21 protein-coding genes are annotated in these 20,174 nt (G+C 70.7%); 17 read left to right on the plus strand and 4 right to left on the minus strand.

What is annotated here, in order from left to right; genetic code table 11:
* Positions 1 to 194 precede the first annotated feature (194 nt).
* The 5 genes from AB0J06_RS21080 to AB0J06_RS21100 all read left to right on the plus strand — a co-directional run bounded on the left by AB0J06_RS21080 (position 195) and on the right by AB0J06_RS21100 (position 5,935).
* Positions 195 to 1,133: a GNAT family N-acetyltransferase gene (locus AB0J06_RS21080; RefSeq protein ID WP_357430648.1), complete on the plus strand. Its 939-nt coding sequence runs from the start codon at positions 195 to 197 to the stop codon at positions 1,131 to 1,133.
* A gap of 236 nt (positions 1,134 to 1,369) precedes the next feature.
* Positions 1,370 to 2,863, plus strand: coding sequence for a peptidoglycan-binding domain-containing protein (locus AB0J06_RS21085; protein ID WP_357430649.1), 1,494 nt, complete (start codon positions 1,370 to 1,372; stop codon positions 2,861 to 2,863).
* Positions 2,860 to 3,618 carry an ABC transporter ATP-binding protein gene (locus AB0J06_RS21090; protein WP_357430650.1) on the plus strand — a complete coding sequence of 253 codons (759 nt, stop codon included), beginning with the start codon at positions 2,860 to 2,862 and terminating at the stop codon, positions 3,616 to 3,618. Before AB0J06_RS21085 ends, AB0J06_RS21090 begins: the two co-directional genes overlap by 4 nt.
* Positions 3,615 to 4,856, plus strand: a complete 1,242-nt coding sequence (locus AB0J06_RS21095) for an ABC transporter permease (RefSeq protein WP_357430651.1) — start codon at positions 3,615 to 3,617, stop codon at positions 4,854 to 4,856. Before AB0J06_RS21090 ends, AB0J06_RS21095 begins: the two co-directional genes overlap by 4 nt.
* Positions 4,857 to 4,963: 107 nt before the next feature.
* Positions 4,964 to 5,935 carry a quinone oxidoreductase gene (locus tag AB0J06_RS21100; RefSeq protein ID WP_357430652.1) on the plus strand — a complete coding sequence of 324 codons (972 nt, stop codon included), beginning with the start codon at positions 4,964 to 4,966 and terminating at the stop codon, positions 5,933 to 5,935.
* On the opposite strand, the gene AB0J06_RS21105 is transcribed toward AB0J06_RS21100, so the two are convergent.
* Positions 5,936 to 6,580, minus strand: a complete 645-nt coding sequence (locus tag AB0J06_RS21105; protein ID WP_357430653.1) for a LysE family translocator — start codon at positions 6,578 to 6,580, stop codon at positions 5,936 to 5,938. It lies immediately after the preceding gene.
* Positions 6,581 to 6,707: 127 nt separating this feature from the next.
* Between AB0J06_RS21105 and AB0J06_RS21110 the strand changes: the two genes are divergently transcribed.
* Positions 6,708 to 7,373, plus strand: a complete 666-nt coding sequence (locus AB0J06_RS21110) for a DUF5701 family protein (RefSeq protein ID WP_357430654.1) — start codon at positions 6,708 to 6,710, stop codon at positions 7,371 to 7,373.
* A 14-nt stretch (positions 7,374 to 7,387) separates the two neighbouring features.
* Positions 7,388 to 7,774 (plus strand): VOC family protein, encoded by a 387-nt coding sequence (locus tag AB0J06_RS21115; protein WP_357430655.1) that lies wholly within the window; start codon positions 7,388 to 7,390, stop codon positions 7,772 to 7,774.
* On the opposite strand, the gene AB0J06_RS21120 is transcribed toward AB0J06_RS21115, so the two are convergent.
* Entirely contained in the window at positions 7,758 to 8,693 is a 936-nt protein-coding gene (locus AB0J06_RS21120) for an alpha/beta hydrolase (RefSeq protein WP_357430656.1), read from the minus strand. The genes AB0J06_RS21115 and AB0J06_RS21120 overlap by 17 nt on opposite strands.
* A gap of 94 nt (positions 8,694 to 8,787) precedes the next feature.
* On the opposite strand from AB0J06_RS21120, the gene AB0J06_RS21125 reads away from it, so the two are divergent.
* From AB0J06_RS21125 to AB0J06_RS21135, 3 genes are all read left to right on the plus strand, one after another.
* Entirely contained in the window at positions 8,788 to 9,063 is a 276-nt protein-coding gene (locus AB0J06_RS21125; RefSeq protein WP_357430657.1) for a DUF2087 domain-containing protein, read from the plus strand.
* 194 nt (positions 9,064 to 9,257) lie between these two features.
* Positions 9,258 to 9,656 (plus strand): PadR family transcriptional regulator, encoded by a 399-nt coding sequence (locus AB0J06_RS21130; RefSeq protein WP_357430658.1) that lies wholly within the window; start codon positions 9,258 to 9,260, stop codon positions 9,654 to 9,656.
* The gene (locus tag AB0J06_RS21135) at positions 9,653 to 10,513 is read left to right on the plus strand and encodes a hypothetical protein (protein WP_357430659.1); all 861 of its coding nucleotides are present in this window, start codon (positions 9,653 to 9,655) and stop codon (positions 10,511 to 10,513) included. The genes AB0J06_RS21130 and AB0J06_RS21135 overlap by 4 nt, the downstream gene beginning before the upstream one ends.
* Positions 10,514 to 10,683: 170 nt before the next feature.
* On the opposite strand, the gene AB0J06_RS21140 is transcribed toward AB0J06_RS21135, so the two are convergent.
* Positions 10,684 to 10,947 (minus strand): hypothetical protein, encoded by a 264-nt coding sequence (locus AB0J06_RS21140; RefSeq protein ID WP_357430660.1) that lies wholly within the window; start codon positions 10,945 to 10,947, stop codon positions 10,684 to 10,686.
* Here AB0J06_RS21140 and AB0J06_RS21145 point away from each other — a divergent pair.
* The 5 genes from AB0J06_RS21145 (at position 10,946) to AB0J06_RS21165 (ending at position 16,038) form a co-directional block, all read left to right on the plus strand.
* Positions 10,946 to 11,326, plus strand: a complete 381-nt coding sequence (locus AB0J06_RS21145; RefSeq protein WP_357430661.1) for an ATP-binding cassette domain-containing protein — start codon at positions 10,946 to 10,948, stop codon at positions 11,324 to 11,326. The genes AB0J06_RS21140 and AB0J06_RS21145 overlap by 2 nt on opposite strands.
* A gap of 508 nt (positions 11,327 to 11,834) precedes the next feature.
* Complete coding sequence (locus AB0J06_RS21150) at positions 11,835 to 12,461, plus strand: GPP34 family phosphoprotein (protein ID WP_357430662.1); 627 nt, start codon at positions 11,835 to 11,837, stop codon at positions 12,459 to 12,461.
* A 36-nt stretch (positions 12,462 to 12,497) separates the two neighbouring features.
* Entirely contained in the window at positions 12,498 to 14,027 is a 1,530-nt protein-coding gene (locus AB0J06_RS21155) for an APC family permease (RefSeq protein WP_357430663.1), read from the plus strand.
* A 20-nt stretch (positions 14,028 to 14,047) separates the two neighbouring features.
* Positions 14,048 to 14,650, plus strand: coding sequence for a GNAT family N-acetyltransferase (locus tag AB0J06_RS21160; RefSeq protein WP_357430664.1), 603 nt, complete (start codon positions 14,048 to 14,050; stop codon positions 14,648 to 14,650).
* 740 nt (positions 14,651 to 15,390) lie between these two features.
* Positions 15,391 to 16,038: a C39 family peptidase gene (locus AB0J06_RS21165; protein WP_357430665.1), complete on the plus strand. Its 648-nt coding sequence runs from the start codon at positions 15,391 to 15,393 to the stop codon at positions 16,036 to 16,038.
* Positions 16,039 to 16,083: 45 nt separating this feature from the next.
* Here AB0J06_RS21165 and AB0J06_RS21170 read toward each other — a convergent pair whose 3' ends face one another.
* The gene (locus tag AB0J06_RS21170; protein WP_357430666.1) at positions 16,084 to 16,794 is read right to left on the minus strand and encodes a pentapeptide repeat-containing protein; all 711 of its coding nucleotides are present in this window, start codon (positions 16,792 to 16,794) and stop codon (positions 16,084 to 16,086) included.
* Between the two features lie 307 nt (positions 16,795 to 17,101).
* On the opposite strand from AB0J06_RS21170, the gene AB0J06_RS21175 reads away from it, so the two are divergent.
* Both AB0J06_RS21175 and AB0J06_RS21180 read left to right on the plus strand, forming a co-directional pair.
* Positions 17,102 to 18,718, plus strand: coding sequence for a DASS family sodium-coupled anion symporter (locus AB0J06_RS21175; RefSeq protein ID WP_357430667.1), 1,617 nt, complete (start codon positions 17,102 to 17,104; stop codon positions 18,716 to 18,718).
* Positions 18,718 to 19,773 (plus strand): tartrate dehydrogenase, encoded by a 1,056-nt coding sequence (locus AB0J06_RS21180; RefSeq protein WP_357430668.1) that lies wholly within the window; start codon positions 18,718 to 18,720, stop codon positions 19,771 to 19,773. Before AB0J06_RS21175 ends, AB0J06_RS21180 begins: the two co-directional genes overlap by 1 nt.
* Positions 19,774 to 20,174 lie beyond the last annotated feature (401 nt).

Here is a 20,174-nt window from a genome sequence, read left to right on the forward strand (position 1 = left end):
GGCCAAGCGCCTCGGCATCAAGTTCCGCGCCCAGAGCGACGCGGACATCGCCAACAACACACAGTGGGCGCTTCCCCGACCGGGGAAGCGCCCACTGGCGTATCCGCATCCGGAACGGCGGGCAGGTCCACCGCCGTGACGGCAGGCGGAAATCCGGCGGCGACTCTTCGTTGACGGCCGTATCGTCCCGGCTCATGACGTTGATCGTGCGCGAGTTCCAGCCGGGCGATGCCGGCGCGGCAGCCGATATCCTGCGGGCGGCCATGCCGTACTTCGTCATGACGCCGGAGACCGTGGCCTGGCAGGTCGCCAGCGGGCCCGCCGCACAGCACTACCGGCTGCTCATCGCGGAGGCCGACGGTGAGCTGCTCGGCATCTCCCGCACCGGCATCATGTTCGACACCAGCGTCCCCGGCCAGGCCTTCGCGAACATCAGCGTGCATCCCGCGCGGCGCGGCAGGGGAGCCGGCACCGCGCTACTGGCCGCCGCCGAGGAGTACGTCACCGGGCTCGGCGCGTCCGCCATCTACGCCTGGACCGCCGACGACGAGCAATCGCTCGCCTTCGCCGCGCGGCACGGCTACCGGCGCGGACGCTCCGCGCACTTCCAACGGCTGGACCTCGTGCAGGGGCTGCCTCCGGTGCCGCCCCTGCCGGAGGGTGTCGAGCTGCGGACGGCCGCCGACTTCATCGGCGACCCGGCCCCGATCTACGCCGCGGACGCGGAGAGCGCGCTGGACGAGCCGTCCGACGTCGCGGTCGACGCCATCACGTACGAGGACTGGCTCACCTATTTCTGGCATCGCCCCGACCTGGACCGCGATCTCACGTCGGTGGCGGTGGTCGACGGGGTCGTCGCCTCGGTGACGCTCGCCCAGACGGACGGCGGGAGCCGGTACTGGACCGGCATGACGGGGACTCGGCGCGCCTACCGTGGCAGGGGACTGGCGAAGCTCGTCAAGACCCATTCGCTGCATCGTGCCCGGGCCGTCGGCTACACCGAGGCCTTCACCAACAACGACGCCGGCAACGTTGCGATGCTCGCGGTCAACCGGTGGCTCGGCTACCGCCCGAGCGCCACGGAGTGGCGGTACATCCGCGAGCTGCCGGGTCCATCCACGTTCGCCGGATAGCGGCTGACGGGCGAGACGCCGGGCGTATCGTTGACTGCGTCGAGACCGCCGGCTCGCGTCCGTACGAGGCATCGAGCGCTGTGCGGGTCCGGACCGGCTGACCGAGGCGCGATCCAAGCTCACCGTCCTTGGTTGCGGGACGGGACGTGGAAGGCCGGCAACATGGATCTCTACGGGCAATGCTGAGAATCAGGCGGGTTCCTCGGCAATCACCTGACCCGGCAGACGACGGCGCCGTGGACGACGGCGACCGTGCCGCGGGGTCGACCAAGAGTCTTCGCTGGCGCACCGTGACGGGCGCGCTCGCCGCGATGGCGATCCTGGACGGGCGACGGGTTGACTGGCCACAACCGGGCACGGCGGGAAGCGATGCCGACACGACCCCGCAGCGATCCGCCACCACGGTTGCCCGGCGTCGGCTCGGCGCCGCGGTCCTCGCGTCGATCGTCATCACGATCGCGGCCATAGCGACGGCCTCGCAGCTCAGATCTCCGGCCCAGAAGGCAGCGGAGACCGCGCCGCCGCCGCGATCCGTGCTCACCGCGGCCGTGGAGAAGCGGGTCCTGACCGCCACGGTTGTGGTGCGCGGTCAGGTCGGCGCTGAGCAGACCGTCGATGTCGGCGGCCGGGACGGGACCGAAACGGCGCGGATCGTGACGGCGGTCAAGGTCAAATACGGTGACCGGGTGAACCCCGGTCAGGTCCTGATGGAGCTCTCCGGGCGCCCCGTTCTCGCGTTGCCCGGCGGCGTTCCGTCCTACCGCGACCTGCGTCCCGGCGCCACCGGCAGTGACGTCGCCCAGTTGCAGGCCGCGCTGGCGTCGCTCGGTTTCGTCAGCGACGACCGGGCGGGCACGTACGGCACGGGCACCAAGCATGCGGTGCTCGGGTTCTACCGGTCGAAGGGGTACGAGCCGCTACCGGCCAGCGAGGAGGACGACACGCTGCTGTCGCGGGCGCAGCAAGCGGTCACCGTCGCCGAGCGGAGACTGCGCGACGCGCGGATCGCCCTGGAACGCGCGCAGGGGGCGGGGGAGGCACGGATCGCGGCGGCCCGGCTCGCCGTCGCCGACCGTACGCAGGATCTGACCCAGGCCACGAACGAGCGCGACACGGTGGAGCGACGCACCGGTCCGATCGTGCCCGCCGCGGAGGTCGTATTTCTGCGGGGATTCCCGGGCCGGGTCGACGCGGTCGTCGCCTCCGTCGGCGCGCGGGCCAAGGAGAAGTCGTTGACGGTATCCGCCGGCCGGCTCGTGATCAGGGGAGAGCTCACGTCCTACCAGCGGGGCCTGGTGCGCAAGGGGCTGCCGGTGCGGGTTCTCGCCGACACTTCCGGGACGACCGCCGACGCGACGGTGCAGAGTGTGGCCGACACGCCGCGCCAACCCGAGGCGGCGACCGATGGCGCGGAGAACCGGCATGCCCAAACCGTCGGTGTCACCTACGAACTGCTGGCCGTGCCGCGCGGCACATTCGATCCGCGCCTCGCCGGGCAGGACGTTCGGCTGGCCGTGGTCGCCGCGTCCAGCAAAGAACCTGTCCTTGTCGTCCCCGTCGCCGCGGTCTCCGGCGGCCCGGACGGCAGGACATCCGTCACGGTGGTGACGGATGCCGAGCGCCGTCGCGTCGACGTGACCGCCGGCCTCGTCGGTGACGGATACGTGCAGGTGACGCCGCTTCATGGGCACGATCTCACCGCCACCGACCAGGTGCTGGTGGGCACGTGACCGCCCCCGGGCCGACCGATGCTGCCGCAGGTGACGCCAGGGCCCCCGACCGGGATCTCGTGTCGCCGCCGGTCATCCGCTTCGAGGGGGTCGCGCTGACCTATCCCGGCCCGCCGCCCGTCCACGCGCTGCGGCCCTGTGACCTCACGGTGCACCGCGGAGAGTTCGTCACCGTGGTCGGTCCCTCGGGCTCCGGGAAGTCAACCCTGCTCAACGTCGCGGGGCTGCTCGACCGGCCGTCGCAGGGGCGTTACGAGTTGGACGGGATCGACACGCGGCGACTCCGCGACCGGGAGCGGGCGGCCTTACGCGGGCAGCGGATCGGCTTCATTTTCCAGTCGTTCCATCTGCTGACGAACCGGACGGCCGAAGAGAACGTCGCACTCTCGATGCTCTACAACCCCGTGCCGAGGGCCGAGCGGCGCGCGCGTGCGCGCGACGCGCTGCGCCGGGTGGGGCTCGAACATCGGATGGAGGCGCTGCCCCGGACCATGTCCGGCGGCGAGCGGCAGCGCGTCGCGGTGGCCCGCGCTCTGGTCAACCGGCCGAGCCTGCTGCTCTGTGACGAACCCACCGGCGCGCTGGACACCGCCACGGCCGACGGCGTGCTCGAGACGCTGGACCAACTCCACGCAGGGGGAATCACCGTCGTCGTGATCACACACAACGTCGCGGTGGCCGGACGCGGAGGACGCACGATCGCGATGAGCGATGGCGTGCTGCGCGAGGAGTCGGTCGCGACGGTGACCCGATGAGACCGGGTAACCGACCAGAGACCGAGATCCGGCCGGGTCGTGTCGGCGCCCGGGACCTCGTCGCGGAGGCGCTCGCCGGAATCCTGCAGCGACCCGGCCGCTCGCTGCTGACGTCGCTCGGCACCGTGCTCGGCATCGCCGCGTTCGTCGTCGTGCTCGGCGTCACCGCGACCGCCTCCATCCAGATCAACAGCCGCTTCAACACCGTGACCGCGACCGAGGTCATGGTGGAGGCCGCCGGCAGTCCGGACGCGGACGTGCTGCGCGACCCCTTCCCGATCGACGCTGAGGCGCGTCTGGCCCGGGTCAACGGGGTGACCGGCGGCGGCGTGTACTGGACGGTGCCGCAGCGCGGGCAGGCCGTACCCGCGGCGTCGGTGGACGCCAACGCGGCCGGTGAGCAGATCCCCATCGTCGCCGCGTCGCCGGGGCTCGTGGCGGCCGTCAATCCGCACCTCGCGTCGGGCCGGGTCTTCGACGACTTCCACAACCGCACCGGGGCGCGGGTCGCCGTCGTCGGTTCAGCGATCGCCACCCGCCTCGGCGTCGGGTCGCTCGACTCGCATCCCGCGGTCTTCATCAACGGCATCGCCTACCCGGTCATCGGTGTGCTCGACCGCGTCGAACGCCTGCCCGACCTGATGCTGTCGGTCACCATCCCGGTCGGTTCCGTGCGCGCGATCGCCCCGACCCCTACCGGCGATGAACGGCCGAAGATGCTGGTCACGACGCGGGTAGGGGCGGCCCGACAGGTCGCGGACGAATTGCCGGTGGCGCTGCGCCCGGACGCACCCGACGCGCTGCGGGCCGTCCCACCACCGGACCCCGGCAGCCTCCGTGGGCCGGTCAGCACGGATCTCGCCGCGCTCTTCCTCCTGCTCGCCGGAGTCTGTCTGATCATCGGGGCGGTGAGCATCGCCAACACCACGCTGGTCGCGGTGCTGGAACGGGTGCCCGAGATCGGACTGCGTCGGGTGGTCGGGGCGCGCGGGCTGCACATCACCAGCCAGTTCCTTACGGAGTCGGCCGTTCTCGGGGCGCTCGGTGGACTCTTCGGATGCAGCCTTGGTGTGGTCACCGTCGTCGCCGTCGCGGCGTGGCGCGACTGGACGCCCGTGATCGAGCCGTGGACCGTTGTGGTGGCGCCGGTCATCGGGATCGCCGCCGGGTTGGCCGGGGGCGCCTACCCGGCGATCCGCGCCGGTCGGATCGAACCGGTCGAAGCGCTCCGCCGGTAGCCGCACGAGACGGTAGCCGCACGAGACGGTCGTCGGACGCGCCAACGCCGGGAGCGCCGGCTGGCGTATCCGGGGCGCGGGCTCACCTGATCAGGGAGGATGGCCGCATGCGCGCAGTGGTGGTGGAGCGGCACGGCGGGCCGGAGGTGCTGGCTGTGGCCGAGCGTGCGGATCCGAAGGCGGGCCCCGGTCAACTCCTCGTCGACGTGGTCGCCGCCGGAGTGAACTTCATGGACATCTACCAGCGCGAGGGACGGCCGCCCTATGCCAGCGGCGTGCCCTACGTGCCGGGGGCTGAGGGCGCCGGCTCGGTCGTGGCAGTCGGCGCGGAGGTCACCGAGTTCGCTCTCGGTGACCGGGTGGCGTGGACCGGGGTGCCCGGCAGCTACGCGGAGCAGGTCGTGGTGCCCGCCGACCGGGCGGTGCCCGTACCCGATGGGGTTGAGCTGGAGGCCGCGGCGGCCGTCATGTTGCAGGGGATGACTGCCCACTACCTGTGCCACAGCACCTACCCCGTCGCGGCGGGCGATGCGGTCGTGGTGCACGCCGCGGCGGGCGGAGTGGGGCTGCTGCTCACGCAGATGGTCAAGATCCGCGGAGGCGTCGTCGTCGGCACCACGTCGACGGCCGAGAAGGCGGGGCTCGCCCGGCAGGCCGGCGCCGATCATGTCGCGGGCTACGGGGACTTCGGGCGGGTGGTGCGGGACGTGACGGACGGCGCGGGCGCCGCGGTGGTCTACGACGGCGTGGGGCGCGCGACGTTCGACGACAGCCTGGACTCGCTGCGGCCGCGCGGTTACCTCGTGCTCTACGGGGCGGCCAGTGGACCCGTGCCGCCGCTGGAACTGCAGCGTCTCGCCGCGGCCGGATCGTTGTTCGTCACCCGCCCCACGCTCGGGCATTACATCGCCCGCCGCGACGAACTGCTGGGCCGCGCCCGGGCGCTCTTCACGTGGATCGGGCGCGGCGACGTGAATGTCCACATCGGCGGGACGTACCCGCTGGCGGATGCCGCACGGGCCCACGACGATCTGGGCGCGCGGCGGACGACCGGAAAGCTGCTTCTGCTGCCGCGCTGATCAGGCCAGTGCGGCGGCTCGGCTCCGGTCGGCGAGCAGCCGTACGGCGAGCGCCCCGAGCACGGACGCCATGAGCCAGCGCTGAAGGCGGAGCCATCCGGGCCGGTCCGCGAGCCACCGCGCGATGCGACCGGCGGCGAGCACGATCAGAGCGTTGACCGTCACCGCGATGGCGATCTGGACCACGCCCAGGATCAGCCCCTGGGTCGCCACGTGGGTGCGGGTGGGATCGATGAACTGGGGGAGGAGCGACACGTACAGCACGGCGATCTTCGGGTTGAGCAGGTTCGTGACGAGCCCCATCGTGAAGAGCCGGCGCGGCGAATCCGGTGCCAGTGGTTGGGCGACGAAGAGGGATCCCCTGCCGCGCAGGCTCTGCCACGCCAGCCAGAGCAGGTATCCGGCGCCGAGCAGTTTGACGGTCTCGTAGAGGAAGGGCACCACCGCGAAGAGCGCGGTCAGGCCGAGCGCGGAGCCGAGCAGGTAGATGAAGAATCCGACGGCCACCCCCAGCAGTGAGACGAGGCCGGCGCTCCGGCCCTGGGCGAGGGTGCGCGACACGAGGTAGATCATGTTCGGGCCGGGGGTGAGCACCAGCCCGAGTGCCACCAACGCGATGCCGAGTACGCCTGCCGGATCGACCACGGGTGCCCTCCACCGTCGGAAGCGTCCAGCGTCGCGGATCGGCACGGGGCCAGCGAGAGCCAATTCCGAGGTGGCGGTCCCGGCGTTACCCCGTACCCTGTACGTATAAATCGACGAAGGGATCCACGTGACCGCGACGCCGTTCGACGCCGGGGCAGAGTTCGACCGTCAGGTCCGTACCTTGCTCGACAAGGGATACCCGGAGTTGTGCGGGCTCGCGGAGGAGGCGCTCGTCGAGCTCGTCGCCCCGCTGCGGCAGACCGCCGTCACCCGCGCCGCGTCGCTGGCTCCGCCGACCGAGGCGCGCGTGCCGTTCGTGCTGGTGATCACGAAGCAGTTGGCGCCCGCCGGCCGCGCGATGCCGCTGACCGCGCTGAAGGGCAAACCGGGGTACGTGGACTTCGAGCCGGAGGACATCGGCCGCTTCGACGCCATCAAGGAGTTGGAGATCCCGGACGGCCCGGCGTACCTCGTCTTCGACATCGACCGCGGCGCGGAGACCCGCAACGTGACGCCCGACGCGGCGATGGTGACCATCACCGCGCAGGGCCGCACGCCGCTCACCGTCGACGAGGGGATCGCGTTCATCACGCACCATCCCGGGTCGTTGCAGAAGAACAACTGCTTCTCCCTGGTCGGCTCGCGCTGCGGCGACCGACGGGTCCCCGCGCTCTGGATCAGCAAGGGCGCCCCGAAGCTGGGCTGGTGCTGGGCGGGGAATCCGCACACCTGGCTCGGATCCGCGTCCTGCGACGCCCGTGCCGGGTCGTCGGCGGTGCCCGTGTCGGCGTAGGGGACGATGACCGGATGCCGCAACTGGGACTGGTCGCCCTTCTCGTCCGCGACTACGACGAGGCCATCGCCTTCTACGTCGACGCCGTCGGCTTCGAGCTCATCGAGGAAACGCCCCGCGATGACGGGTCGCGATGGGTCGTGGTCGCACCGCGCGGAGCGGGCGGGACCGCGATCCTGCTCGCCCGGGCGAGCACGCCGCGGCAGGCCGAGCGGGTGGGGGACCAGACGGGTGGGCGTGTCGGCATGTTCCTGCACACCGACGACTTCGATGCCGACTTCGCGCGGATGACCGCGGCCGGGGTGCGGTTCGAAGAGCCGCCGCGCCGGGAGGCGTACGGCAGCGTCGCTGTCTTCCAGGATCTCTACGGAAACCGGTGGGATCTCATCCAGCCCGCGTGACGGCACGGTCGAGGACGAAATCGCGGATCAGTCGCGCGACTGTCGCCGGCTCGTCGAGCTGCACCATGTGACCCGCGTCGGGTAGGCGGAGCGCCCGCACCCGGCCACCCTCGGCGACGAGCGCGTCGATCTGCGCGGTGATGCCGGCGACGAGCGCCGCGGTGAGTTCGCGCAGGTCCTCGGGGAGATGGTCGAGCGGGGGCGTACGTCCGCCCTGCACCACAAGGGCGTCGCAGGTCAGGTGCCGCAGGCGGCCGAAGGCGTCCCAGCCGGTGAGCGGCGCCATCATCGCGCCGACTGCGGCGGGACGGGGCCGGCGGGCATAGCGGCCGTCGGGCAGCGGCACGAGGCCGCGCCGGGCCGCCGCCTCCTCGTCGTTCGGGTCCCAACCGACCATGGTGGCGACGGCACGCGCCTGGGCGATGATCCGGTTGGCCTCGGGCGCGTCGACGCTCTCCGGGGTGGCCATCGCGACGTACCGGTCGATCTGCGCCCGGCGCCGTCGGGTGAACTCCTCGGGCGTGATGCCGGGGTAGAGCTCGGGCACCCCGCCGCCGAAGCCGTCGAGGTCGATCACGCCGGCGCAGTCGGCGTGCGTCGCCGCGTACTCGATCGCGATCATGCCGCCGAATGAGTGTCCGACCAGGTACGGGCGGTGGAGCCCGAGCTGCGCGATCACCGCGCGGACATCGGCGAGCAGCCCGGCCCAGGCGTAGTCGTCCCCGGCGGGCGGGTCGGACCGACCATGGCCGCGCAGGTCGAGAGCGACCAGGCGGAGCCCGGTGAGGCGCCGCCGCACCGGCTCCCAATCGACGAGGTTGCGATGGGCACCATGCAGAAGGAGCAGGTCCGGACCGTCGCCGCCGTGGTCGACGACGGCCAGTCGGCCGGCGTCGCCGGCCACGAACATCTCCCTCATGCCTCAGCCCCCCGCTGCGATGCGTCCGTCGTCGGGACGCACGCTAGCGCACGGCCTGCCGATAACGGCTTGTGCGGCTGGTTAGGTTGCGGGGGTGAGCGCTGATCACGACAAGGTCCTGCGGACCTTCCTCAAGGACGACCGGCTCGTCTCGATTCCGGCCAAGGCCGGCAAACGTCGGGTGCTGCTGGAGCACATCGTCCGCGCCTTCGAGCCGGGCGTCCGGCTGAGCGAGCGGGAGGTCGACGCCGTGCTGCGCGCCTTCTACGAGCCGGACTGGGTGTCGCTGCGCCGCTACCTGATCGACGAGGGGCTGATGGCGCGCGAGAGCGGCTGGTACTGGCGTACCGGCGGCTTCGTCGAGGTCTGATCGGCGCCGGCACGCCCGGGTCGACGACCGCTCCGAGGTCGCCGACCCATCCCCGTTGGCGGCACCGGACTCTCCGATCACAGCGGGGAGGGTAGGCGGACGCCTGTGAAGATTCTGCGAAGAAGTGATGCGGACGCTGCGCGCACGAACGTCACGCCCCCCGTCATACCTTCGCGTCCGATATGTTGTCCGTCGTGGACACTCCCGTACGGGAACCGACGTTCCTCATCCTGACCGCGCTCGCCCGCGAGCCGTTGCATGGCTACGGACTGATCACCGAGGTCGCCGCGCTCTCGGCCGGCCGGATCACGCTGCGGCCCGGCACCCTCTACGGCGCGCTCGACCGGCTCGCCGACGACGGACTGGTCACGATGGACCGCGAAGAGGTGGTGGACGGGCGGCTGCGCCGCTATTACCGGCTCACCGAGGACGGCGACGCGACGCTGCGCGCCGAGACCGAGCGGATGCGCCACAACGTCGAGGCGGCCACTGCCCGGTTGCGGGCGCGCGAGGAGGCCCGACAACCGGGAGTACGGCCGGCCGGTGCACGCCGCCGCGCCGCCACCGCCCGACCGGCGGGAGGCGTCGCGTGATCGCGCATCGCGACGAACTCGCCCGGCGCTACCGTCGGCTGCTCGGGTTCTACCCCGCGGACTACCGCTCTCAGCGCGGCGACGAGATCGTCGAGACGTACCTGGAACTCGCCGGCGCGGGACGGCGGTGGCCGAGCCCGGCCGACGCGGCGGATCTGTTCCGGGGCGGTCTGCGGCAGCGACTGCGGGCCAACCGTGCGCTCGGCCTCCTCGCTGGTCTGCCCATCGCCGCGATGCTGGCGCTCACCACCGCGACCACGCTCGCGGCGGTCTGGCTGCTCTGGGCCGAGATCGCTCCGACGACCCAGGGTTTCCTCCTCGATCCACTCGGTCCGTTCGGGTCGCTCGGCGCGCTGGTGTGGCTCGGGTGGCTCGCGGCCGGGGTCGCCGCCGTCGTGCTGCCCGCCCGGATCGCGCGCCGGGCGCTTTTCGCGGCACTGCTCCTCACCGTGGCGGTGATTCCCGCTTCCGCGCTCACGCCCTACGCCCGGCCGCCACTGTTCGTGTTGCTGCCCCAGTTCGCCCTCGGCGCGCTGTCGCTCGCGCTGCCACCGCGGCAACGGTGGTCCACCCGGCTGGCGCCCGTGTTCGCCCCGCTGATCGGCGCCGTCCTGGCCATCGGGGTACTCGAGTCGCGAGCACCCGGGTCCTACCGCTGGTACGCGGACGAGGTGTTGGCGGAGCCGCCGTCGTTCTTCTCCTCGCGGCGCTCGTCGTCGCGTCCGGGTTCGCGCTCGGGACCGACGGCCGCGGTCTCTGGGCACTGCTCGTGCTGCTCACGCCGATCGGGCTGCTGTCCGTGGGACCGCTTGCGATTGCGGTGCAGAATGTCGGCGCGCCCACGGCGGAGTGGGTGACCCTCGCCGGCACGGCCGTGGCCTCGGGCGCGCTGTCGGTCTCCGCCGTGCCACTGGGAATCGCGCTACGCGCCCGGTACGCACGCAGCCGCCCCGATCCCTGCCCGACCTGTGGTCACCGCCGTCGTTGACGCTCACCGGCACGCCCGGACAGGCGGTGGCGGACGTTCTCAAGCCGGGGCCGCGGCCGTCAGCTGGGCGGTGACACCGTCCGATAAGGAGAGTTGGCGGACGGCGAACCCCGCGAGCGCCTCACGGTGGGGCACCCGTGCCAGGTCCAGGTCGGCGAGGCCGAGCCGCCCGTACGCGGCGTGCAGCGCGGCCACGACGGCGCCGAGCGCGCCGGAGAGGTCGCCGAGTTCGGCGCGGTGGACGCTGGGGGCGGCGGGGAGGATGTCGCGCAGTCGGCGGGGGAGCCGATCGGGTCGCCGCATGGCGCGGGAGACGCAGGAACCGGTGGACAACCTGGACGTACGCATCCCGAGCGCCAAGGCGACCATCCGGGAGCTCTCCGGGGGGCAGCGGCAGGCGACCGCGATCTGCCGGGCCACGCACTGGGCGAGCAGCCTGGTGCTGATGGACGAGCCGACGGCCGCGCTCGGTGTGGCGGAGACGGCGAAGGTCGAGGAGCTGATCATGCGGCTGCGGCTGCGGGAGCGCGGCGCCGCCGTGCTGGTCGTCAGCCACAACCTCGACCAGGTCTTCCGGATCGCCGACCGGGTGGCCGTGCTCCGACGCGGCACGCAGATCGGAGTGCGCACCATCGCCGAGACAACCCGCAACGAGATCGTCTCGATGATCACCGGCGCCTAAGCCCCAACCCCGTCAACGCTCAACCCCGTCGATCAAGGACGTATGCGCACGGTTGGATCTCTATCCGTGTGAATACGTCCTTGATCGGCGGGGTTTTCCTTGATCGGCGAGAGTGTGACGCTCGTTCCGGCGCCGGTACGTCGCGGCGCTGACGCGGGCGGCCCGAGAGCCGTTGCCGCGCCATGGTGGATGACCGCCGAGATATCGAAATGTGTAACCGTATGGTCACAGGTTTTGTGTGATTCCGCGCGTACGGTCAGCGACATTGCCTGACGGGTGCGGTCGCCATCCCCTTGCGCGGCTGTCGCACCCCCACCCGCGGATCGGAGACGTGACATGGCGTCGCGCTGTCCGCGGTCGGTGACCGGAGTACGCGACGGCGCCGCCCGCATCAGCCATCACCGGGACGTACGCCGGCACGGACATGTGCCGGACGGCCCGCCCGAAGCCGCCGAGCCCGGGCCCCGACGGGGAAGCGCCGTCGCGTCGCTGCGTCAGAAGAACCGCCGTGCGCCTGGCTGACAGCTTCTACCTCGCCGCCCACCATGACGTGACCGGAAAACCCCGGTTGCACCACCGGGCGATCGCGTACGGCCTGGCTGCCGCCATTCTCGCCGAGTTGCTCTACGCCCACCGCATCCTGATCGACCGGGCCAGCGTGACCGTCGTCGACCGCACCCCACCCCCTGATCCGCTCGCCCGCACCGTGCTCGATCTGCTCATCGCCGAGCCCCAGCACACGAGGGTCCGGGTCTGGCTCGACTTCCTGTCGCAGGACTCCCGCGAGCAGGTGGGACAGCGGCTGTGCCGGGACGGCACGCTCCGCCGGGAGGAGTCGCGCCGGATGTGGCGCAGCGCCGTCGTCTACGTCCCCGTCGACATGAACGTCGCGGCCTGGTCCTCGATACGCCTCTCCACAAAGATCACGCGAGGCGAGGAGCTCACCGCCGGCGACGTCGCGCTCGCCGGGCTGATCGCGCAGACCGGCCTGGACACCCATGTGCTCGCCGGGGCGCCGCGCGCCGCCCGTGACTACCTGTGCCAGCTCACCGACCACGCCTGGCCGCCGCTGCGCGAGCTGCTGGTGCAGACCGGCATCGCCATCGGTGGCGGTGTGCTCAGCAACCGAACCTGACCCTCCATCCCCCTCGTCCCTTGTGGAGGAACACCCATGTCCGTCAGTGAGCAGACCCCCCGTGCCAGTGCCGTCTCCGCAGTGCTGGCGACCAGCCGGCTCGGCATCCCCAGCGTCGTGTTCTTCGTCATGGCCGCCGCGGCGCCCCTCACGGTGGTCGCCGGTGGCGCCACCACCGGGTACGCGGTGACCGGCATCGTCGGCATTCCCGTGTCGTACCTGGTTGTCGCGGTGATCCTCGCGCTATTCGCCGTCGGGTACGTCGCGATGTCCCGGCACATCGTCAACGCCGGCGCCTTCTACACCTACGTCAGCCGCGGTCTGGGCAGACCGGCCGGCGTGAGTGCCGCGTTCGTCGCCGTGCTGGCGTACAACGCCATGCAGATCGGCCTGTACGGCGGGTTCGGCGCGGTGCTCGCCGACTTCCTGGACGGACGGTTCGGCTGGTCGGTGCCCTGGTGGGGGTGCGCGCTGGTCGGATGGGCCCTGGTCGGGGCGCTCGGCGTGCTGCGGGTCGACCTCAACGGCCGGCTGTTGGCCGTGATGCTGATCCTGGAGATCGCGATCGCCGTGGTCTTCGATCTGGTCATGGTGACCCACCCGGCCGGGGGAGTGGTCGACTTCGCGACCCTGTCGCCGTCGCACATCTTCGCCGCCGGCATCGGCGCAGCACTGGTCACCGCGATCACCGGATTCGTGGGCTTCGAGGCGACGGTGGTGTTCTCGGAGGAGACCAAGGACCCGAAGCGGACGATCGCCCGCGCCACCTACATCTCGGTCGCGGTCACCGGCCTGCTGTACGGACTGTCCGCCTGGGCCATGTCCGTGGCCACCGGGCCCGACCGGATCGTGGCGGCCGCGCGTGCCGACGGCACCGGTCTGATGTTCAACCTGGTCGCGCCGCACGTCGGTCGGACCCTCGTCAACGTGGGGCATCTGCTCTTCATCACCAGCCTGTTCGCCGCGCTGTTGGCGTTCCACAACACCGTCGCCCGCTATCTGTTCGCGCTCGGCCGCGAGCGGGTCCTGCCGGCCGCGCTGGGCCGGACGAGTCCCCGCACGGGCGCCCCGACGCGCGGTTCCCTCACCCAGACGGTGCTCGCGCTGCTCGTGCTGGTCACGTACGCGGTTGTGGGCCTCGACCCGATCCTGCATCTCTTCTTCTGGGTCACCGTGACGGGCGGGCTCGGCGTGCTGATCCTCATGGCCGCCACCTCGGCGGCGGTGGTGGGTTTCTTCGCTCGTGACCGGCGCGGGGAGCCGCTGTGGCGCCGCCTGCTGGCGCCGGCGCTCGCCACGATCGCCCTGGTCACGGTCCTCGTCGTGACGATCGAGCAGTTTGCCACCCTGCTCGGAGTCGAGGCGACCTCGTCGCTGCGGTGGCTCTTCCCGGCCGCCTACGCCGTCGCGGCGCTCCTCGGCGTGGGGTGGGCGCTGCTGTTGCGCGTCGCCCGGCCGCGGATCTACGCCGTGATCGGACTCGGCGCGGCCAGCGCCACCGTCGCGGCTACGCCCCGGCCGGTGGTCCCGTCCGCCGCGCGCCCGGCCAGCCACGTCCGCGTCTGACGCAGGAAAGGAGCTTCCCGATGCGAAACCACCAGTCCCTCGCGATCCGCACCGGCACCACCGGCGACACCGACGTGATTACCGCGCTGCTCGCCGAAGCGTTCCTGACCGGGCCGGTCGCCGATTGGCTCGTTCCGGATCCCGGGGTCCGTCGCGGGATCTACCTCGCCTTCTTCCGACTCGAGGTCGAGCGGGCACTGCAGGCCGGATACGTGCACCTCGCGGTCGATCAGACCGCGGTCGCGCTCTGGCACCTGCGCATGCGCCCGCCGGCCGCGTCAGCCGATCAGCAGGGGCGGCTGGCCGAGACGTGCGGCCCGTTCGCCGACCGGTTCGCCGCGCTGGGCGCGATGTTCGCCGACCACCATCCGGCGGTGCCGCACCACTATCTCGCGTACCTGGCGGTCGCGCCCCCGCGACAGAACAGCGGCCTGGGCACGGCGCTCCTCAACCATCAGCACGCCGCGCTCGACAGGGCGCGCCTCGCCGGCTATCTCGAAGCCAGTCACGCCAACAACCGCCGCCTCTACCTGCGTCATGGCTACCGGTCGGCGGCGCCGTTCTTCCTGCCCTTCGACGGCCCACCTCTGTGGCCGATGTGGCGCGACCCTCGATCATGCTGAACCCGGACCCGACCGGTTGGTCGTCACCGACGTCTACCCAGTCGCCGTCCACCCGCGTGACCGGCAGCCCGAGCAGCTCGGAGTAGAACGGGCAGGAGCGGCGGATCGGGACAGTCGAACAGGACAGAGGACAACGGGCCGATCATTGCGCTCTCGCTTCGGATAACGCCGCCGTCAATGATGCGTCCGGGCTACGACTTCTGCGAAGAGTCGAGCACGCCTGATTAGATCGGCGCCGGACGCGTCTCGACCTCGATGGCGCCGTTGTCGTGCGCTGGAGCGAATGTCCTGTTACAGCCTGCGTGCGAGGTTGGCATGGCAGGCCCGTCGCCGAGTGTCGCCGGCGTCCGGGTTGCCGCAGAGGCGATCGCAGCTTAGCGCGGTTTTCTTGCGTGGGCCTGCGGGTTGTGGAATGGCTCGTGGTGAGTGGCGGTTATACCCTGCGTAAGCCTGAGCGGTCAGTGCGCGGGCTGTTTTCTTTCGGCCGCGATGTTGTGATTCGCGGCTGGTTTCTCCCCCGGTCGTTTTCTTTCCCGGGGCGCTGTTCTCGCGGCGGTTGTGCCGCGGAACGTCTTTTTTCTGAGGTGCGTGTGCTGATTGTTGCCGCGTGCCCCCGTACTAGAAAGGCACCCCTCGTGAACACGACTTTTACTCGTTGGATTTTTCAGAGCTCTGCTCGTAAGGCTGCTCTTGGTGTTGCTGGTCTGGCGTTGGCGGGTGGCGCGATCGCGGGTCCGGCGGTGAGTGATGCGCAGGCCTCGACGGTGAAGCCGGCGGCAGACGCGGCGCAGTCGGCGCACGGCGCGCAGGGCGGTGCGCACGCGTCGCAGGCGAAGCCGGTGAAGGTTGCCAAGCCGCTGGATGACATCGCCTCGAAGCCGGTGACGAAGTCGCTCAACCATGACTTCCAGTTGCAGCCCAACTTCTACTACTGTGGCCCGGCCGCGACGCGGATCGCGTTGAGCGCCAACGGTCACAACCTGAGCCAGGACGAGATCGCCCAGAAGTTGGGCACGACCGAGGCGGGCACGAACTCGGCCGTGGAGATCACCAAGGGGCTCAACGGTGTCCTCGGTGGCGACAAGTACAAGACGACGTCGATGGGCGATGACGTGACGCCGGAGAAGATGGACAAGCTTCAGGCCGACGTCGTGCACGCGCTCAACGATGGTCGTCCGGTGGTGGCCAACATCGCCGGGACCGCGTTCGACACCGACGGTGGCGTCCACTCCTACCCGGGTGGCCACTACCTGACCGTGGTGGGTTACACCGACCAGGGCAGGACGGTCGAGATCGCCGACCCGGCCAACCCCAACGGCACCATCACCTACAAGATGACCACGATCGAGCTGGCCAAGTGGATGGCCACCCGCGGTTACTCCGCCTGATCGGAGCAACCCGGACAACCACAGATCACCACGCGAAGGGCCAGCTCACCCGAGCTGGCCCTTCGCCGTATCTCTGATGACCGCACAGTCTGAGCGGCTGCGAACGGTGAGCTGCAGTTCGCGGACCGCCAGCGTGGCGAGGTGCGCGATCTGCGACTCCTCGATCACCGCGCCCCGCAGACTCGTCAGCCCGCGCCCGACCTGCCGCAGGTCGTTGTCGCGCAGGTCCGCGCCCGTGGTGTCGCAGTCGTCCACCTCCACCCCGGTCAGCCGGCACGACCGGGCGACCAGGCCGAAGAACCGACTCTGCACGAGAAGGGAATGGCTGAGGTCGCAACCCGTCACCGCCGCGGGGCCGGTGGTCCGTACATGGAGGAGGGTGGCGTGGTCCAGCCGGCAGTCCTCGAGGATGACGTTCTTCAGGGTGGTGTCGGCCAGTTGGAGGGCGGTGAGGCGACAGTCGACGAGATGACAACGCTCCATCATGACGCCGGTCAGCTTCGCTCCCGACAGGTTGACCCGATCCAGCCGACACCCGTACAGCGCGACGTCCCGCCAGTGCGTTTCGGTCAGGTCGACGCGTTCGACGTGACTCCGGCTCAGGCTGACACCACTGAAATGCGCTTTCGCCCAGGACTGGTCAGCGACGTACGCCTCTGCCAGGTCGCTCTCGGGCGTGTGGCCGACCGGATCGAGGCCCCCCGGGTCGAGGTTGGGGGTCAGGATCTCCTGGTCACCGATTCTTCTGGTCTTCATCGACTCACCATGGGGGGTTTGGGCGGACAAGGTGGGGATGATGCCGGCACCAATAATCTAACGACACTGATGTCGAAGCGTGTCGATTTCTGTGTGCCAAATTTGACGGCGAGTAACGACATGCTTGCACGGCGTACGCTCCCTGTCTTTCGTTGCAACGGTTTTCATCTGCTCCGGTCGCTTGCGCTCTGGGATCTCTCCATCGACAGTCGTAAACTTCATGAACGAAACTCCCCGTCGCGTGTGGCGCACGCAGTCGTTCCATCTGGCCGTCGGACCTTCCCGCGGAAAGACCGAGGAGCACGCCATGGTCTCCACCGACACCCCTTCCACCCCTGTGGCCAAGACCGATGTCGACGAGGCGCTGCTGGGCGGCGCCACCTACCGCAGCCTCGGGGAGCAACGCCTCTCCCCGGCGGAGGAGCGGTTCGAGAAGGGGCGGCGGACCATCGGGCTGGCGCTCGCCCCCCTGGTCTCGATCGTCTTCCTGGCCCTGCCGCTGGACATGAGGCCGAGCCAGCAGACCCTCGCGGGGGTGCTGCTCGGCGTCATCGTCCTGTGGGTCACCGAACCAGTGCCCATTCCGATCGGCGGGCTCATCGGCGTCGGCGCGATCGTCGTACTGGGGGTGGCGCCCGCCGCCGACGTGCTCGGGCCCTTCGGTTCATCGACGGTGTTCACGTTCATCGGCGCGTTCATCCTGGCCCAGGCGATGCTCAAGCACGGGCTGGCGCGGCGGTTCGCTTTCCGTGTCCTGTCACTGCCAGGGGTGGGCAGGACGACGGGGCGCGTCATCGTCGCCTTCGGCGTCATCACCTGCGCGTTGTCGGCCTTCGTCTCCAACACCGCGACCGTCGCGATGCTGCTGCCGACGGCGCTCGGCATTCTCGCCGTCATCGCGAAGCTGATGCAGGACCGCGGCATCGCCAAGGCCGACTTCGACCCGACGCGGCTGCGCGTCGGGGTGGCGCTGATGCTGATGCTCGCGTACGGCGCCAGCGTCGGCGGGCTGCTCACCCCGGTGGGCACGCCACCGAACCTGATCGGCCGCGCGCTGATCGAGGAGGCCACCGGCGAGCGCATCTCCTTCGCCCAGTGGATGGCCACCGCGTTCCCCATCTGCCTGCTCATGTTCATCGTTCTCGCCGCCGTCCTACTGCTGCTCAACAAGCCGGAGATCCGGCGCATCGACGGGGTGGCCGATTACGTCGCCGCCGAACGGGCCAGACTCGGTCCGCTCTCCCGCGCCGAGAAGAACACCCTGATCGCCTTCCTCGTCACCGTGACACTGTGGATCGTGCCGGGCATCGTGGCGCTGGTCGCCGGCAGCGACTCGGCCATCTACGACACCGTCAGCGGGCGGCTCAACGAGGGGATCGTCGCCGTGCTCGGCGCCTCCCTGCTCTTCCTGCTGCCGACGGACTGGAGCAAGCGCGAGTACACCCTGCGCTGGAGCGACGCCGCCCGCATCGACTGGGGGACCGTGGTGCTCTTCGGCACCGGCGTGATCTTCGGAGCGCTGTTGCAGAGCAGCGGGCTCGCCAAGACCATCGGCGAGGGCAGCGCCAACGTGCTCGGTCTGACCAGCGTCTTCGCGATCACCGCCTTCGCGGTGCTGCTCGCCGTCCTCGTTTCCGAGACGACCAGCAACACGGCGTCCGCCGCGGTGGTCGTACCCATCGTCATTCCGATCGCGGCCGCGGCGGGCGTCGATCCGCTCGTGCCCGCGCTGGCCGCGACGTTCGCGGCGTCGTTCGGCTTCATGCTGCCGGTCTCCACCCCGCAGAACGCGGTCGTATACGGTTCGGGGGTGGTGCCGATCACCAAGATGATCCGGTCCGGCGTCTCGTTCGACGTGCTGGGCGCGATCCTCATCCTGCTCCTTCTCCCGCTGATGGTCGCGGTCGTGGGTCTCGGTCGCTGATGGCCGCGCAACGCATCGCGGTCATCCCCGGGGACGGCATCGGCGTCGAGGTCACCGCCGCCGCGCGGCGGGTGCTCGACGCCGTGGCCGCGCGGCACGGCCTTGCGTTCAGCTACGACGAGTACGACTGGTCGTGCCAGCGCTACGCCCGCGAGGGCACGATGATGCCGGCCGACGGTCTCGACCGGCTCCGCGGCGCCGACGCGATCCTGCTCGGCGCCGTGGGCTGGCCGGGCGTGCCCGACCACGTGTCGCTCTGGGGCCTGCTGATCCCGATCCGCCGGGCCTTCCGGCAGTACGTCAACCTGCGGCCGATCCGCGTCTTCGAAGGCGTTGCCAGCCCCGTCCGCGGCGCGGTCCCCGGCAGGGTCGACTTCGTGGTGGTCCGGGAGAACGTCGAGGGGGAGTACAGCGAGATCGGTGGGCGGCTCAACCGCGGCCTGCCCGACGAGGTCGCCATGCAGGAGGCCGTCTTCACGCGCGCCGGGGTGACCCGGATCGTCGACTACGCCTTCACGCTCGCCCGCACCCGCCGCTCCTACGTCACCTCCGCCACCAAGTCCAACGGCATCGTCCACACCATGCCGTTCTGGGACGAGATCGTCGCCGAGCGCGCCGCCGAGCACCCCGAGGTGCGATCGGACTCGGAGCACATCGACGCCCTGGCGGCGAAGCTCGTGCTGCAGCCCGAACGCTTCGACGTCATCGTCGCGTCCAACCTCTTCGGCGACATCCTCAGCGACCTCGCGGCCGCGGTCGCCGGCAGCATCGGAATCGCGCCATCGGGCAACATCGACCCCACCCGCACGTACCCGTCGATGTTCGAGCCCGTACACGGCTCCGCGCCGGACATCGCCGGTCAGGGCGTCGCGAACCCGCTCGGCGCGGTGTGGTCGGCCGCCATGATGCTCGACCACCTGGGCCACCCGCAGGCAGCCGCCGACGTGATGGCGGCGGTCGAGGCCTGCCTGCTCGAACCGGGTACGCGGACCCGCGACGTCGGCGGGACGGCCAGCACCGACGAGGTCGTCGACGCGCTGCTGCGTCACCTGTAGCGCGTCGGCTGGACGAGCGTGTCCTGCTCGCCGTCGACGCGCATGCGGCGCGTCATGTCCGCCCTGCCATCGACACAGGGCCTCCTTGATGCGCGCGTTCTCGTCGAGGAGCGTCCGGGTATGGACGTTCTGGTCCGCGATCTGCTGGGCGGGGCGGAGAGCCGGTAGACGGCCCCCGGTTCGAGGCCGCGTTTCCGCCAGCCAACGACGTACGGGAGTTCGTGTTCGCGGACCACGGTCATCGTGGTGCCAGGGGCGTGAACGGCCGGGCGTTCGGGCAAGATCGAGGGGAAGCACGGCCGGGACGCGCGTGGTCGGCGGGCATGATGCCCGACCACCCGGACCAGCCGCAGGCAGCGCCGATCTGATGGCGGTCGAGCCTGCCTGGCGGGACCGGGTAC

Origin of the sequence: Micromonospora sp. NPDC049679, assembly GCF_040659735.1 — a bacterium.
Classification (GTDB): Bacteria; Actinomycetota; Actinomycetes; order Mycobacteriales; family Micromonosporaceae; genus Micromonospora_I.

Excerpts from the sequence above, each read along its gene's own strand:
- AB0J06_RS21080 (WP_357430648.1), top strand. The coding sequence starts at position 195 with ATGACGTTGATCGTGCGCGAGTTCCAGCCGGGCGATGCCGGCGCGGCA.
- AB0J06_RS21095 (WP_357430651.1), top strand. The coding sequence starts at position 3,615 with ATGAGACCGGGTAACCGACCAGAGACCGAGATCCGGCCGGGTCGTGTC.
- AB0J06_RS21100 (WP_357430652.1), top strand. The coding sequence starts at position 4,964 with ATGCGCGCAGTGGTGGTGGAGCGGCACGGCGGGCCGGAGGTGCTGGCT.
- AB0J06_RS21115 (WP_357430655.1), top strand. The coding sequence starts at position 7,388 with ATGCCGCAACTGGGACTGGTCGCCCTTCTCGTCCGCGACTACGACGAG.
- AB0J06_RS21120 (WP_357430656.1), bottom strand. The coding sequence starts at position 8,693 with ATGAGGGAGATGTTCGTGGCCGGCGACGCCGGCCGACTGGCCGTCGTC.
- AB0J06_RS21145 (WP_357430661.1), top strand. The coding sequence starts at position 10,946 with ATGGCGCGGGAGACGCAGGAACCGGTGGACAACCTGGACGTACGCATC.
- AB0J06_RS21140 (WP_357430660.1), bottom strand. The coding sequence starts at position 10,947 with ATGCGGCGACCCGATCGGCTCCCCCGCCGACTGCGCGACATCCTCCCC.
- AB0J06_RS21155 (WP_357430663.1), top strand. The coding sequence starts at position 12,498 with ATGTCCGTCAGTGAGCAGACCCCCCGTGCCAGTGCCGTCTCCGCAGTG.
- AB0J06_RS21160 (WP_357430664.1), top strand. The coding sequence starts at position 14,048 with ATGCGAAACCACCAGTCCCTCGCGATCCGCACCGGCACCACCGGCGAC.
- AB0J06_RS21170 (WP_357430666.1), bottom strand. The coding sequence starts at position 16,794 with ATGAAGACCAGAAGAATCGGTGACCAGGAGATCCTGACCCCCAACCTC.
- AB0J06_RS21175 (WP_357430667.1), top strand. The coding sequence starts at position 17,102 with ATGGTCTCCACCGACACCCCTTCCACCCCTGTGGCCAAGACCGATGTC.
- AB0J06_RS21180 (WP_357430668.1), top strand. The coding sequence starts at position 18,718 with ATGGCCGCGCAACGCATCGCGGTCATCCCCGGGGACGGCATCGGCGTC.